We start from the raw sequence: 14102 nt of genomic DNA, 5'->3' as shown, positions 1-14102 counted from the left end.
GCAGCCGATCTCCCCGGTGGCGCGGTATGTGGTTATTGTTCAGGCACAACAACACCGTCGTCAGAACGGACGCAGTCGGCGCGAAAATTGCCTGGATGTCGAAATCATCCACCCCGAGGTTTGCCGTGGCTGCCTACAACCTGCGTCAATTGAAGTACTTCATCACCACCGTCGAATGCGGCAGCGTCGCCGAGGCGTCGCGCAAGCTGTACATCGCCCAACCGGCGATTTCCACGGCGATCAAAGGCCTGGAAGACAGCTTCGGCGTGCAACTGCTGATCCGTCACCACGCTCAGGGCGTGTCATTAACCCCCAGCGGCGCACGCTTCTACCGCAAGGCCCAGGAACTGCTGCGCATGGCCAAGGAGTTCGAACAGAACGCCCTGGCCGACAACGACGTGGTGGCCGGGCAAATCGATATCGGCTGCTTCGAAACGGTCGCGCCGCTGTACCTGCCGCAGTTGATTGCCGGGTTCTCGGCGTTGTATCCGGGGGTGAAAATCCGCATCCGCGACGGCGAACAGCAAGAACTGGTGCAAGGCCTGACCTCCGGCACCTTCGATCTGGCGATCCTGTATGAACACGACCTCGACGCCACCATCCAGACCGAACCACTGATGCCGGCGCAGCGGCCTTATGCGTTGCTGCCGGCGGATCATCGCTTTGCTCAGCTGAAACAAGTGTCGCTACGTGATCTGTGCCTGGAGCCGATGATTTTGCTGGACGTGCAACCGAGCCGGACCTACTTCGTCAGCCTGTTCGAAGAGTTGGGACTGACGCCGAACATTGCCTTCAGCTCACCGTCGATCGAGATGGTCCGGGGCATGGTCGGGCAAGGCTTCGGTTTCTCGATCCTGGTCACCCGGCCGCACTCGGAATGCACCTATGACGGCCAGAAAGTGGTGTGCGTGGACATCGTCGAAGACATCACCGGCTCAGGGCTGGTGGCGGCGTGGCTCAAGCGCGGGCAACTGACCAAACCGGCGCAGTTGTTTGCCGACTATTGCCGGGAGCAGTTGACGGCCAAAGCCGCCTCTTGAGCATCAACGTCAGCTTTTGCGGGGCTTGATCCGCGCGGTCGCTTCGGCCACCAGCGGATCATCCGGCCAATAATGCTTCGGATACCTACCTTTCAAATCCTTCTTCACCTCGGCATACGTACTGCGCCAGAAGTTCGCCAAATCCTGAGTGACCTGCACCGGCCGCCGCGCCGGGGACAGCAGATGCAGTTTGACCACTTGACGACCACCGGCAATGCGCGGGGTTTCCGCCAGGCCGAACAACTCCTGCAACCGCACCGCCAGAATCGGCGGCTGCTCGCTGTAATCCAGACGAATCGATGACCCCGACGGCACGCTCAAATGATGCGGCGCCAACTCATCGAGCCGTTGCGGCAACGGCCACGGCAGCAGGTTGTGGACGATGCTCGACAGGTCCAGATTGGCGAAGTGACTGAGCCGCGAAACTTTGCCCAGATACGGCATCAGCCAATGTTCGAGGCTTTTGAGCAGGGCGGCGTCGCTGACATCCGGCCATTCACTCTGCTCTTTACTGCTGAGGTCCAGCTGGCGCAGCAACGCCACTCGCGCTTGCCACTGACGCAGCTCCGGCGTCCAGGGCAACAGCTCCAGACCTTTGCGTCGTACCAGATTCACCAGTGCCTGACTGCGAGCAGTTTCGTCGAGTCCGGTCAACGGCTCGCGGCTGAGGATCAACTCGCCAACCTTGCGCTGACGCTCGGCGCGCAACACGCCTTCGCGCTCGTCCCAATCCAGTTGATCGACCACGCGAACCTGCTCGGCCAGCACTGAATCGAACAGCGCCGGATCGAAATCCGCCGCCAGATAAATGCGTTCTTCACGCTGGCCCTGACGACTGCCCAGATCGGCGATCACCAGCCAGGGTTGCTTCATCAAACTGTCAGCTTCGGCGAACAGCGCTGCGCGACCATTGGCCAAACGATACTCCGCGCCACCGGCCCGGCGCTGTTGGGCAACTCGATCGGGATAGGCCAACGCCAACAGCGCGCCGAGCCAGCGCGGATGATCCGGATCGCTGACCGGTTCCGACGCTTTACCCCGCAGGTATCCGCGATACTGCCGCGCCAGTTGCCGGGCTCGTTGCACGCCACCCTGAGCGCCGCGTGCGGCCCGTTCTTCGCCGGACAACAGCACCAATCGGCTATGCAGATCGGCTCCGGCACCGCGCAAGATATCTCGCTCGCCGAGCAAGGCCGCGACATCGCAGGCCATGTCGGCCAAGCCGAGCGCCTGACCGCGCAACAGCAAATGCGCGATGCGCGGATGAGCCGGCAGTTCGGCCATGGCCTGACCGTGGCGGGTCAACGCTTCGCCGTCCAATGCGCCCAGGCGCTCAAGCAAGTCCTGAGCCTGTGCATAAGCGGCCGCGGGCGGTACGTCGAGCCACACCAATTGCCCCGGTGTCACGCCCCAGCGGCCGAGCTGCAACGCTAATCCGGCAAGATCCGCCGAGAGGATTTCCGCACTGGCGTAGGCCGCCAGTTGCTCGTGCTGATCCTGCGACCACAAGCGATAACACACACCCGGTTCCAAACGCCCTGCCCGGCCCGCGCGCTGAGTGGCGCTGGCTTTGGAAATACGCTGGGTGTCGAGGCGGGCCATGCCGCTGCCCGGATCGAAACGCGGCACCCGCGCCAACCCGGCATCGATCACCACGCGCACGCCATTAATGGTCAGGCTGGTCTCGGCGATGTTGGTGGCCAGCACCACTTTGCGTTTGCCGACAGGCGCGGGATCAATCGCGGCACGTTGCGCAGCCAGATCGAGTTCGCCGTGCAACGGGCAAAGCAAAACCTGCGTGCTCTCGCCCAGCGCATCGGCCAACTGTTGATTTACGCGACGGATTTCCGCCTGCCCCGGCAGGAACACCAACACGCTGCCGGTTTCATCGTTCAAGGCATCGAGGATGGTTTGCACCACGCGCGGTTCGATGAATTCTCCGGGCTGGAACGGCCGACCCCAACGCATCGCCACCGGGTACATGCGGCCTTCGCTGCGCAGGATCGGCGCGTCATCGAGCAACCCGGCCAGGCGTTCGCCTTCGAGCGTTGCCGACATCAACAGGATTTTCAGCGGCTGATCGTCACGAAACAGCTCGCGGCCATTCAGGCTCAAGGCCAACGCCAGATCGGCGTCGAGGCTACGCTCGTGGAATTCGTCGAAGATCAGCAGACCAACGCCTTCGAGCGCCGGGTCGTCCTGCAAGCGTCGAGTCAGAATCCCTTCGGTGACCACTTCAATGCGGGTGTTGGGACCGACTTTGCTGTCGAGACGAATGCGATAGCCGACGGTTTCGCCGACCTTTTCGCCCAGTTCACTGGCCAGACGCTCCGCCGCCGCCCGCGCGGCCAACCGCCGTGGTTCGAGCATCAGAATGGTCTGCCCGGCCAACCAGGGCTCGTTGAGCAAGGCCAGTGGCACTCGGGTGGTTTTACCGGCGCCGGGCGGTGCTTCGAGCACGGCTTCGTGGCGTGTAGCCAAGGCTTCACGCAGGGCGGGTAAAACTTCATCAATCGGCAAAGAAATCATGCTGGCTCCCCAGGGCGTACCCACAGTAAATTGCGAGTCGCGTTGAAGCTGTGGGCGTGCCAGGCAAGGCGCGGGACGCCGGTAAGGGTCGTTTCCTTGCCAAGTCCCGCAACGCAGCATGGCGCGCCCACAGCTTCAGCCCGGAGGGCCGAACCCCGATAAAATTCATCAGCCGTCGCGCGTTGTCGATCTGGAAAAAACAACATCAATCCTCAACTATTCCAGTGGGGGTGAGACGCGGCCGTAATTTACTGTGGGCACGCCCTGCCGCGGCGAGTATAACGGCGAACTGCTTGTCGCTCGTTGCTGTCCTAATTCATATCGACGACGCTTCGTTTTCCAGATGACTCAGGAGATTTCATATGCGTGTTCCCTTTCGCTTGATTGGCGGTGTATTGGTCGCGACGTTGCTGACCCAGGTGACCGCTTGCGGATCGATTTTCTACCCTGACCGTCGCGGTCAGATCGACGGCAAGATCGACCCTGCCATCGCCGCGCTCGATGCCGTGGGCCTGCTGTTCTACATCATCCCCGGCCTAATCGCGTTTGCCGTGGACTTCGCCACCGGCGCGATTTACTTCGAGCCCGGCAAGACCGCCCAGGTGGCCCCGGAAAAGCTCAAGGAAGCCATCGGCGCCGACGGCAAGGTCGATAACCGCAAGTTGCAGACTATTCTCGAAACCGAACTGGGCCGCAGCTTCCCGCTGGATGACCCGCGCCTGATCCAGCACAAGGGCAGCGCGCAGCAACTGGCTATGTTCGGCCTGCAACCTGCCGCGTAATCCGTGCACTTAAAGGAATTGCTGCACTTATGATCTCCAACTCCGAACATGCCCGCCTGCTGCGGCTGGCGACCCGCGCCTCGGTGGCGGTGGCGTGCACGCTGATCGTCGCCAAAGCCATCGCTTGGTGGTTAAGCGGTTCGGTGAGCATGCTCGCCGGGTTGACCGACTCGACCCTCGATGGCTTCACCTCGCTGCTCAACCTGCTCGCGGTGCATTACGCCTTGCGCCCGGCCGACGATGATCATCGGTATGGACACGGCAAGGCCGAGTCGCTGGCGGGCATGGCTCAGGCGTTGTTTATTGGCGGCAGTGCGGTGCTGATTGCCTTGCAGGCGATTGATCGACTGAAACACCCGGAACCGGTGGGGGCGCCATGGATCAGTATCGGGGTGATTGTGTTTTCCCTGGTGCTGACCCTGGCCCTGCTGATGTTGCAACATCGGGTCGTCAAGGCGACCGGCTCCAACGCGGTGCACGCCGACTCCCTGCATTACCGCTCGGACCTGCTGCTCAACGGCAGCATTCTGGTGGCGCTGGTGCTCGCCGGGTTTGGCTGGCATCAAGTCGACCCTTGGTTCGGCTTGGGGATTGCCGCCTACATTCTCTGGAGCGCGATTCATATCGCCCGGAAAAGTTTTACGGTGCTGATGGATGAAGAACTGCCGCCGGACGTCAGCAAGCACATGCTCGAACTGGCCTGCAGCGTACCGGGAGTATTGGGGGCGCACGACCTGCGTACGCGGATTTCCGGCAACCAGTGGTTCGTACAGTTGCACCTGGAATTGCCGGGGAATTTGACCCTGTCAGTCGCTCACGGCATCAGCGACCAAGCCGCCGATGCGATTCACACGGCTTATCCGCGTGCCGAAGTGCTGGTGCACGCCGACCCGCAGGAATCGGTACTGGCAGACAGGGCTCAGAAAGAAACCTGATAACCGCGACTGCTCAGACAGTTGCCCTGGGCCTGTCGGTAGGCTTGCACCACCGACGGGGCTGGCTGGTAGGTGGCCGTTCGCGGATCGAAGCCACTCTGCTGAATCGAGTATTGATAGCACTCGTAACCGTCCTGGTTGACCTGCTCCGGCGACTGACCGTTAGCCGGATATGCCACCACGTCATAACCATTGCTGGCTGGTTGCGGCTGCGGTTGCACGGGCGGCTCGACCACGACGTAATCCTGAGTGTTTTCCTGATAGGCGTAATAAGCACCGGCCGCCAGGAACAACAGCGCCCCGCCGATCCACACTTCACGCGAGTAATCGGGCAAGTAGCTGACGCGAATCCCGCGTGGTGGTTGCACCACCACATAACGCGGGCCGAGCGGGCGATACCAGTAGCCGCCGGAGTAGAAGTAATCCTGACCACGATATGGCACGCGATAATCACGGTCGGGGAAGTGATCGATCACATGACCGGGACGGTACTGCGGGCCGGCGCCCCAGCCATTGCCATGCCCATCCGGGCGACCGGCCCAGCGATGGTCATCGGGACGCGGACCGTTGTTCTGCCAATGCTGGTTGTTGTCGTAGCGCCGCGGCACGTCCTGGTAATAGCCACGCTGCGGCTGCTGGGTCTGGCGCACTGTGTCGGGACGGCCCTGGATCGGCAAATCATTGGCTGGTAACTGCGGAGGTGGCGGCGGCGAGCGAACCGGATTGTTGTAATCGTGCTGAGGCCGGGGCTGGTTCTGCCACTGGCCGTTGTTCTGATTCTGACCGTTGTGCTCGAACTGACGGCTGTTGTCGCCACGAATGATGTCGTTGTTCTGCGGGCGCGGTTGGTTATTCTGTTGCGGGTTGTTCTGTGGCCGCGGCTGATTGTTGCCGCCATGCCCCTGATTATTGTCCTGATGGCCATCCGAGCCGCGTTGTCCGCCATCGGGACCACGATTTTGCGGCTCATCGGCCAGCGATTGCGCAGTGACACTTACACACAGCAAACCAACACCGGCCAAACGCCAGATGCGCGACTTCATGCTTTTCCTCACTGCGGGTTAGGGCCTGTACGTAAGACTGGGAAAGCACCGGCCGGTTCTGCAACAGGTTATCAGTCGCGCAACTTATTTATTGAGCGTCGTCGCCAAATTCCGGGCAAAAGAAAAGGGAGACCCGTCGGCCTCCCTTTGAGAACTTCGTCCGTGCTCGACGCTTATGACGTCGGCTCACCTCACGCCGTCTTCTGGACAGCGTGTCGCTCGGGGGCCGGCTCATCCCCGGTGGGGGTGGCGACCGCAGCTGGCCTGATTGGGCGAGCCGCACTGGACTGTTTGTCCGAGCAGTGATTCTGGTGATAAGAATAGGCTCGCGGCGCCGGCAGAGGATTGCGAAGATTGCTCAAATAAACATCACTTGCGCAATTTTTAACCCTGGATAGATAATCCACCGCAATAGTTATGACAAAGGCCTGATTGATGAGCAAACTCGACCGATACGACCTGAGCATTTTGGCGGAATTGCAGCGTGACGCGCGCATCTCCAACCAGGAGCTGGCCGAACGCATCGGCCTGTCTCCCTCGCCATGCTCGCGGCGGGTAAAGCAGCTGGAGGACGACGGTTACATCTCCCGACAGGTAGCCCTGCTGGACCGCAAGATGCTCGGCCTGAGCCTGACGGCTTACGTGTTGATCGGTATGGACCGACACACGCCGGAGCGTTTCGAAAACTTCGAAGCGGCGATTCGTACGTTGCCGCAGGTGCTGGAGTGCAGTTTGGTGACGGGAATGGATGCGGACTACCAGCTTAAGGTGGTGGTGCCGGACATGGACCATTATCAGAAATTGCTGCTGGGTCACCTCACCCGGATTGAAGGGGTGACGAGTGTGCGGTCGAGTTTTGTGTTGAACCAGGTGCTCAATAGCACCGAGTTGCCGCTGACTCATTTGCGTAGCTGATTGTGGCGAGGGGATTTATACCCGCTGGGTTGCGAAGCAACGCTAAAAGTCTCGGCCAGTGCTACGCACTGAAACGGGGATAAATCCCCTCGCCACAGTGTGTTTTCAGACAAATGACTGCGGCACACTGCCGCAGGTCAATGCTCCGCCAATCCGCCGTGGCGTATACTCCAGCGCCTTTTAGCCCCGTCCGCGCTGGAGATGTTCGATGGATCCTGCAGTATTCGAAGAGTGGATGATGACCGGTCTGGTCAGCATTTTGATCATTTTCATGGGTTTCATCGTCTGGGATCTGGCGAAGAAGTCCAACGCCGGACGCTTTGGCTCGTTCATCCTGTTCTTCGTACTCGGCCTGGGCGTCGCCGCGTTCGTGATCAAAAGTGTGGTCATCGGCCTGATCGAATCCGGCACGTTATAAACGCGCCGGCACTTCCTTCCACTGGCCCTGATCGAGCCCTTCGATCGACCAGTCGCCGATTCTGACCCGCACCAGACGCAATGTCGGCAAGCCGACTGCCGCGGTCATGCGCCGTACCTGACGGTTGCGCCCTTCGCGAATCACCAATTCCAGCCAGCTCGTCGGCACGCTTTTGCGAAAGCGTACGGGCGGGTTGCGTGGCCACAGTTCAGGTTCTTCAAGCTGCCGCGCTTCAGCCGGGAGCGTCATGCCATCGTTCAGCTCCACGCCATCGCGTAAACGCTGCAATTGCTCGGCACTCGGCTCGCCTTCCACCTGCACCCAATAGGTCTTGGCCAGTTTGTGTTTCGGGTCAGCGATCCGCGCCTGAAGCTGACCATCGTTGGTCAACAGCAGCAAACCTTCGCTGTCGCGGTCCAGTCGTCCTGCCGGGTAAATCCCGGGAATCTCGATGTAATCCTTGAGCGTCGCCCGCCCTTCGCCGTCGCTGAATTGCGTCAGCACATCGAACGGTTTGTTGAACAGAATCAGCTTCGGCTCGGCCGGCGGCGCTTTGGCGACACGGCGCGGGGCTGAGGACGATGGCGCAGGCTTCACGCCAGGGCGGCGGGAAACGGGACGTTGAGGACGAGACATGGGAAAAGGAACATCTAACGGTCAGGGCTGCTAATGCTAGTGCCCTGACCGCTAAATAACCATGAGAACAATCAGCGGAACGGCGGCTCGTCAAAGCTGCGCAGTTTGCGCGAGTGCAACGAGTTGAGTTCGGTGCGCAACAGATCCACCGCCTCGATCCCGATCTTCAAATGCTGGCTGACCGCGCGCTCATAGAAGGCGTTGGCCGAACCCGGCAGTTTGATTTCGCTGTGCAACGGTTTGTCCGACACACAGAGCAACGTGCCGTATGGCACCCGTAAGCGATAACCTTGCGCCGCGATGGTGCCGCTCTCCATGTCCACCGCAACGGCCCGAGACAGGTTGATCAGCGGACGCTCCTGAGCCCAGCGCAATTCCCAGTTACGGTCGTCGTAGGTCAGTACGGTGCCGGTGCGCAGGCGTTTTTTCAGCTCGTCGCCCTTCTCACCGGTGATATTGGCCGCCGCTTGCTGCAACGCCATTTGCACTTCGGCCAGGGCCGGAATCGGAATATTCGGCGGCACGACCCGATCGAGAATCCCGTCGCGGCGCATGTAAGCGTGCGCCAGCACGTAATCGCCAATCGTCTGCGACTGACGCAAACCGCCACAGTGGCCGATCATCAGCCAGCAATGCGGACGCAGCACCGCCAGGTGGTCGGTGATGTTCTTGGCGTTGGACGGCCCGACGCCGATGTTCACCAGGGTCACGCCATGACCGTCGGTGGCGATCAGGTGATAGGCCGGCATCTGATAGCGGTGCCAGACCACACCGGCGGCAATCGCCGAGGCTTCGCCGTGATCCATGCTCTTTTCGATGATCACATTGCCCGGCAAGACCATGCGCACGAAACGCGGATCGCTGCGCAACTGTTCCAGGCCATGGACGATGAACTGGTCAACGTAGCGGTGGTAGTTGGTCAGCAGAATCCATGGCTGCACATGACGCCAGTCGCTGCCGGTGTAATGCACCAGGCGGCGCAGGGAGAAATCCACCCGCGCGGCGTCGAACAAGGCCAACGGCAGCGGATCGGTGTTTTCCCAATCGTACAAACCGTCGGCGATGCCATCGGTCGCGGCAGACAGGTCGGTACTCGGGAACACCCGCGCCAGCACGGCAGCGGTGACGCCGGAGCCGGCCAGTTCATCGCCCTGCTCAACCACGTACGGATAAGGAATGTTTTGCTGGCTGATGCCGACTTCCACCGTCACGGTGAAGTCGTGCATCAGCGGCACCAGCTGTTCCAGCAGGTATTTACGGAAGGCGGCGGGATGAGTGACGGTGACGCTGTAAGTCCCCGGCAGCTGAACCTTGGCGTAGGCGCGAGTGGTCTGTGGGACTTCGCCCTGGCAAAGGTAGGTCAGACGCAGTTCGGGATAACGAAACATCGCACGCTGTTCGGCGTCCGGTTCGACTCGATCCTTGAGGTAACGCTTGAGCGCCTGGTTCAGCGCGGTGGTTGCACGATTGTGCAAGAGCGCAAGCCGGTCCACGGCTTGCTCGGCGGTTTGAACGACAATAAAAGCTTCGGTCACGATCAGCATCCTGTGTTCTGACTTGCAGGCCTTCATCTTGCCTGCAAGTCAGCGCGATCAGAAGCCCTGAGGTGTCGACCGGGCGACAATCGCTTCCAAATCTAGCCCACGTGGCAACGCGCCATACACCCGACCGACCGAACCGAGGCGGCTGGCGATGAAGGCGTCACTGACGGCCGCGTTGCCCGCCTCCAGCAACAGCTTGGCCTGAAGGCCCAAGGCGATGTCTTCGGTGAGCTGCCGTGCACGATATTGAATGTCGCTGGTGTCCTTGAACGCTGCCCGCAATTGAGTGATGTGCGCAGCCAGGCGCTTGTCGCCATGACCATCGCCCAATTCGCTGAACAGTACGTCGAGCACACCCGGCTCCTTCGACAACGCTCGCAGCACGTCGAGGCATTGCACGTTGCCGGAACCTTCCCACGTCGAATTGACCGGTGCCTCTCGGTACAACCGCGGCAGGATGCTGTCTTCGACATAACCGGCGCCGCCCATGCATTCGGCGGCTTCGTTGATCATTCCGGGCGCGCGTTTGCAGATCCAGTACTTGCCCGCCGCCGTGACCAGCCGAGCGAATTTGGCTTCATGCTCGTCATCCAGATGATCCAGCGCCTGGCCCATGCGCAGGCTCAAGGCCAGGGCGGCTTCGCATTCCAGGGCCAGGTCGGCCAGTACGTTCTGCATCAAGGGTTGTTCGCTGAGCAATTTACCGCCGACCTTGCGGTGAGCGCAGTGGTGGCTGGCCTGGGTCAGGGCCTGGCGCATCAACGAACTGGAGCCGACCATGCAATCGAAGCGGGTCATGGCGACCATTTCGATGATGGTCGGAACGCCCCGTCCCTCCTCGCCGACCATCCACGCCAGCGCACCACGGAACTCCACTTCGCTGGATGCGTTGGAACAATTGCCGAGTTTGTTCTTCAGGCGCTGTATGTAGAACTGATTGCGCGTGTCGTCCGGGCGGTGGCGCGGCAGCAGGAAACAGGTCAACCCCTTGTCAGTCTGGGCCAGGGTCAGGAACGCATCGCACATCGGCGCCGAACAAAACCACTTGTGGCCTACCAGTTCATACGCCTGGCCCGGACCACTGGCGCCGACCGGATAAGCCTTGGTGGTGTTGGCCCGCACGTCGGTGCCGCCCTGTTTCTCGGTCATGGCCATGCCGATGGTGACCCCGGCCTTGTGGGCCATGCCGACGTTGCGCTGATCGTATTCGGTAGAGAGGATTTTCGGCAGCCATTGCTCTGCCAGATCCGCTTGCAGGCGCATTGCCGGGACGCTGGCGAAGGTCATGGTCAGCGGGCAACCACTACCGGCTTCGGCCTGGCTGTGCAGGTAGGTCATGGAAGCGCGGGCGACGTGGGCGCCGGACTGCGGATGCGCCCAAGGCAATGAGGTCAGTCCGTGCTCGACCGCCGTGCGCATCAGTTCGTGATAGGCCGGGTGAAACTCCACCAGGTCGATGCGATGGCCGTAACGGTCATGGCTGCTGAAAACCGGCTTGTTTTGATTGGCCAGGAACCCCGCCTCCATCAGCGGCCCGCCGGCCAAGGCGCCGTAAGCGTCGATCCGCGACTCGGCCCACCCGGCCCCGAAACGCCGCGACCACTCCTGCAACGGCAGGTCGATGCGATACAGGTTGACGCCGTCCAGCGACGGTGGCTGGTTGGTGACTTCGTGGGTTTCGGCGAACTGATGCAGGTTCATGACGGGGCTCCTTTGGTCAGCCAAGGGACTTCAGTTAAGCACCGCCCCTTGGCCGAACAAAGCGTCATATCTGCCTAACTGCCGGCGCTTTCGCCTTGTCGCGGACACAGCACCCGGCGATAGAGCGCTGCCTGCAGGTCTTCGAATTTCACCGGTTTGTTCAGATAATCGATCAAGGCACCGGTCGGGCAGCGTTCCCGATCAAAACTCAAGGCAATCACAAACACCGGCAGTTCGGCGCAGCCCGGCAACGCGCGGATCTGGCAACAGAGGGACGTGCCGTCCAGCGGTGGAAGCTGGCAGTCGAGCAATACCGCATCGAAGGTTTCGCGCTGCAAGTGATCGAGCGCGGCAGCCCCGTTGTCGACGGAGCGCACCCGGAACCCAAGCTTGAGCAACATGCCGCGCATCACCAACTGATTGATGCTGTTGTCATCAACCAGCAGTACGGTGCAGTCCTGAGGCAGTCGCAGGCGAGGAAATTCCCGGTTCATCAGAGGCACTGGCGGCCGCTCCACCACGGGCAGTTCGAACTCGACGTCGAGCTGGAAGCGGCTGCCACGACCAGGCTCGGAGCGGTGGGTCAGTTTTCCACCGAGCAGTTCGACCAGTTGCCGACAGATCGCCAGGCCGACGCCCAGACCGCCGTATTCACGGGTCATCGAGCCATCGAGCTGGAAGAACCGCTGATACAGGGTCGCCTCCCCCAGATCGGTGAAGCCGATGCCGGTGTCGATCACCGCAAAGGACAGCGCCAGTCGGTCGGGCGCCACGGGCTTACCCGACACCCGCAGCGCCAGTCCGCCGATCCGAGTGAACTTGATCGCGTTATCCAGCAGGCATTCCAGGCATTGCGCCAACTTGGCGCTGTCGCCGTGCAAGCGATCCGGCAGCCCCGGCGTGACCTCGACTTTGAAGTCCAGCGACTTGCTTAACGCGTTGCCCTCGAACTGCAGGCGCAAAGCCTCGACCACGCCGCGCAAACTGAAAACGGCCGGATAGGTCTTGAGCTTGCCAGCCTGCAACTCGGTCAGGGTGAGGATGCCGTTGACCATGCGCATCATGTCTCGCGCGGAACCGGCGGCCGTTTGCTGATATTGCTCCAGCTCCGGGTCCATCTCGACGGTCTGCATCAGCTCAAGCGAACCGATCACACCGTTCATGGGCGTGCGCAGTTCGTGGGTCAGTGTGGCGAGGAATTCATCCTTGAGCTTGTTACTGTGAGCCAGTTGCTGGTTGAGCACTTCAAGTGTTTGACCAGCATCGAACAGGGTCTGCGCCTGTTGCTCGCGCATGGCGTTGATGCGATCGGCCAGCGCCAGGGACAGCAGCGCCACTTCAATCGCCGAGCCGATCTGGCTGGAATACATGGTCAGGAACACGTTTGGCAGGTAACCCAGCACCATCAGGGTGTTGACGATGCCGCCGAGTAAAAACGCCGACCAGGCAATAATGAAATAACGCGCCACTCGCAGGCCGCGTAGCCAGGCGATAATCCCAGCGGCAAAAATCACTACGGTGAAGGTCAGTGCCAGCGCCGTCGCCAGGCGCAGGGCCAGGGCGTAACTGGTCATCAACGACAACCCGACCACCACCGCGCTAAACGCAATCAACGCCAGCAGTAAGCGGTCGAGCCAACGACCGTGGGTTGCCGTCTGCAAGAAGCTGCGCGCGAACTGGCTGCCGAACAGGCCTGCGCAACCGATGAAAAACGGCGTCGCTGCGTTGGCCCACCAGGGATTGTTCGGCCAGAAATATTCCACGGCCGCGCCGTTCACTGACAACTGATACAAGCCGAACGAGGCGATATAGAAGATGTAATAGAGGTAGCTGGTATCGCGCACGCTGAGGTAGATGAACAGGTTGTACACCAGCATCCCCAGCAATACGCCATAGATCAGCCCCAGCACATAGAGCCGGATTGGCTGCTCTTCCAGGTAGGCAGTGCTCGACCATAGGGTGACCGGCGCCTGGATCGACCCTTCACTCTGCAGGCGCAGGTACAGGGTTTGCGCTTGATCAGGGGTGAAGTTCAGATCGAACAGGTAGTTGTTCTGGCGAATTTCGCGACTGTCGAACGGCAACGCGTCGCCCGTCTGGCGTGCCAGTTGATAGCCACCGGCCGCATCGGGCAAATAGAGATCAAGGTGATCAAGGGGCGGATAGGCCAGTTCCAGCAACCAGGTGCGTTGCACCGCGGGGTTGTTCGGGCGGTAATGCAGGTCGATTTTCAGCCAGAACACTGAACGCGAGTAACCGGCGTTGAGTGTGGCTTTGTCGTGGGGTTTGAAGTTTCCGGCCGCGGCTTGTGCACGGACATCGGCGATGGTCGCCTGACCGCCCGCGTCTTCGAACACTTGCAGGGTTCGGCCCAGGGGAAGGCTTTGAGTGAATTCGTCGAATTCGACGGCACTCGCCATGAGGGGCAAGCACAACAGCAACATCAGCAAATAGCGCATTTAAGCCCCAGCGTGGCCTGTCCGGTTATCTCAGGAAGCCCCTCATTCCTTTTGAGTAGACGTAAAACCGGTGTTACCTGTTATTGGTTTGGATCCACTCTAG

General features: G+C 60.9%; 11 protein-coding genes. 5 read left to right on the top strand and 6 right to left on the bottom strand.

Annotation, left to right across the window (positions count from 1 at the left end):
• Positions 1-125: 125 nt before the first annotated feature.
• Positions 126-1040 (top strand): LysR substrate-binding domain-containing protein, encoded by a 915-nt coding sequence (locus MO767_RS08985; RefSeq protein WP_046048823.1) that lies wholly within the window; start codon positions 126-128, stop codon positions 1038-1040.
• A gap of 9 nt (positions 1041-1049) precedes the next feature.
• Here MO767_RS08985 and hrpB read toward each other — a convergent pair whose 3' ends face one another.
• Complete coding sequence (hrpB, locus tag MO767_RS08980) at positions 1050-3569, bottom strand: ATP-dependent helicase HrpB (protein WP_282480197.1); 2520 nt, start codon at positions 3567-3569, stop codon at positions 1050-1052.
• Positions 3570-3931: 362 nt separating this feature from the next.
• On the opposite strand from hrpB, the gene MO767_RS08975 reads away from it, so the two are divergent.
• Together MO767_RS08975 and MO767_RS08970 are read left to right on the top strand one after the other, a co-directional pair.
• Positions 3932-4351 (top strand): polyribonucleotide nucleotidyltransferase, encoded by a 420-nt coding sequence (locus MO767_RS08975; RefSeq protein ID WP_282480196.1) that lies wholly within the window; start codon positions 3932-3934, stop codon positions 4349-4351.
• Between the two features lie 29 nt (positions 4352-4380).
• The gene (locus MO767_RS08970; protein WP_282480195.1) at positions 4381-5286 is read left to right on the top strand and encodes a cation diffusion facilitator family transporter; all 906 of its coding nucleotides are present in this window, start codon (positions 4381-4383) and stop codon (positions 5284-5286) included.
• On the opposite strand, the gene MO767_RS08965 is transcribed toward MO767_RS08970, so the two are convergent.
• Positions 5271-6329 (bottom strand): DUF6515 family protein, encoded by a 1059-nt coding sequence (locus MO767_RS08965; protein ID WP_282480194.1) that lies wholly within the window; start codon positions 6327-6329, stop codon positions 5271-5273. The two genes, MO767_RS08970 and MO767_RS08965, sit on opposite strands and share 16 nt — an antisense overlap.
• Positions 6330-6764: 435 nt before the next feature.
• Between MO767_RS08965 and MO767_RS08960 the strand changes: the two genes are divergently transcribed.
• Positions 6765-7244 carry an Lrp/AsnC family transcriptional regulator gene (locus MO767_RS08960; RefSeq protein WP_007937367.1) on the top strand — a complete coding sequence of 160 codons (480 nt, stop codon included), beginning with the start codon at positions 6765-6767 and terminating at the stop codon, positions 7242-7244.
• 208 nt (positions 7245-7452) lie between these two features.
• On the top strand, positions 7453-7662 hold the full coding sequence (locus tag MO767_RS08955; RefSeq protein WP_123367715.1) for a DUF2788 domain-containing protein: 210 nt from the start codon (positions 7453-7455) through the stop codon (positions 7660-7662).
• Here the strand turns inward: MO767_RS08955 and MO767_RS08950 are convergent.
• From MO767_RS08950 to MO767_RS08935, 4 genes are all read right to left on the bottom strand, one after another.
• Complete coding sequence (locus MO767_RS08950; RefSeq protein WP_033054187.1) at positions 7657-8298, bottom strand: pseudouridine synthase; 642 nt, start codon at positions 8296-8298, stop codon at positions 7657-7659. The genes MO767_RS08955 and MO767_RS08950 overlap by 6 nt on opposite strands.
• A gap of 71 nt (positions 8299-8369) precedes the next feature.
• Positions 8370-9869, bottom strand: coding sequence for an AMP nucleosidase (amn, locus tag MO767_RS08945; protein ID WP_282480193.1), 1500 nt, complete (start codon positions 9867-9869; stop codon positions 8370-8372).
• A 21-nt stretch (positions 9870-9890) separates the two neighbouring features.
• Positions 9891-11540 carry an acyl-CoA dehydrogenase family protein gene (locus MO767_RS08940; protein ID WP_282480192.1) on the bottom strand — a complete coding sequence of 550 codons (1650 nt, stop codon included), beginning with the start codon at positions 11538-11540 and terminating at the stop codon, positions 9891-9893.
• A 74-nt stretch (positions 11541-11614) separates the two neighbouring features.
• Positions 11615-13999, bottom strand: a complete 2385-nt coding sequence (locus tag MO767_RS08935) for a hybrid sensor histidine kinase/response regulator (RefSeq protein WP_282480191.1) — start codon at positions 13997-13999, stop codon at positions 11615-11617.
• Positions 14000-14102 lie beyond the last annotated feature (103 nt).

The sequence above is a fragment of the Pseudomonas sp. UYIF39 genome (assembly GCF_029963765.1).
GTDB lineage: Bacteria > Pseudomonadota > Gammaproteobacteria > Pseudomonadales > Pseudomonadaceae > Aquipseudomonas.
The sequence above is the reverse complement of the archived record's forward strand: the minus strand, read 5'-3'. Positions and strand labels throughout refer to the sequence as shown.

Bases quoted from the DNA above. Each gene is read 5' to 3' on its own strand.
- hrpB (WP_282480197.1), bottom strand. From the start codon at position 3,569: ATGATTTCTTTGCCGATTGATGAAGTTTTACCCGCCCTGCGTGAAGCC.
- MO767_RS08975 (WP_282480196.1), top strand. From the start codon at position 3,932: ATGCGTGTTCCCTTTCGCTTGATTGGCGGTGTATTGGTCGCGACGTTG.
- MO767_RS08970 (WP_282480195.1), top strand. From the start codon at position 4,381: ATGATCTCCAACTCCGAACATGCCCGCCTGCTGCGGCTGGCGACCCGC.
- MO767_RS08965 (WP_282480194.1), bottom strand. From the start codon at position 6,329: ATGAAGTCGCGCATCTGGCGTTTGGCCGGTGTTGGTTTGCTGTGTGTA.
- MO767_RS08960 (WP_007937367.1), top strand. From the start codon at position 6,765: ATGAGCAAACTCGACCGATACGACCTGAGCATTTTGGCGGAATTGCAG.
- MO767_RS08955 (WP_123367715.1), top strand. From the start codon at position 7,453: ATGGATCCTGCAGTATTCGAAGAGTGGATGATGACCGGTCTGGTCAGC.
- MO767_RS08950 (WP_033054187.1), bottom strand. From the start codon at position 8,298: ATGTCTCGTCCTCAACGTCCCGTTTCCCGCCGCCCTGGCGTGAAGCCT.
- amn (WP_282480193.1), bottom strand. From the start codon at position 9,869: ATGAAGGCCTGCAAGTCAGAACACAGGATGCTGATCGTGACCGAAGCT.
- MO767_RS08940 (WP_282480192.1), bottom strand. From the start codon at position 11,540: ATGAACCTGCATCAGTTCGCCGAAACCCACGAAGTCACCAACCAGCCA.
- MO767_RS08935 (WP_282480191.1), bottom strand. From the start codon at position 13,999: ATGCGCTATTTGCTGATGTTGCTGTTGTGCTTGCCCCTCATGGCGAGT.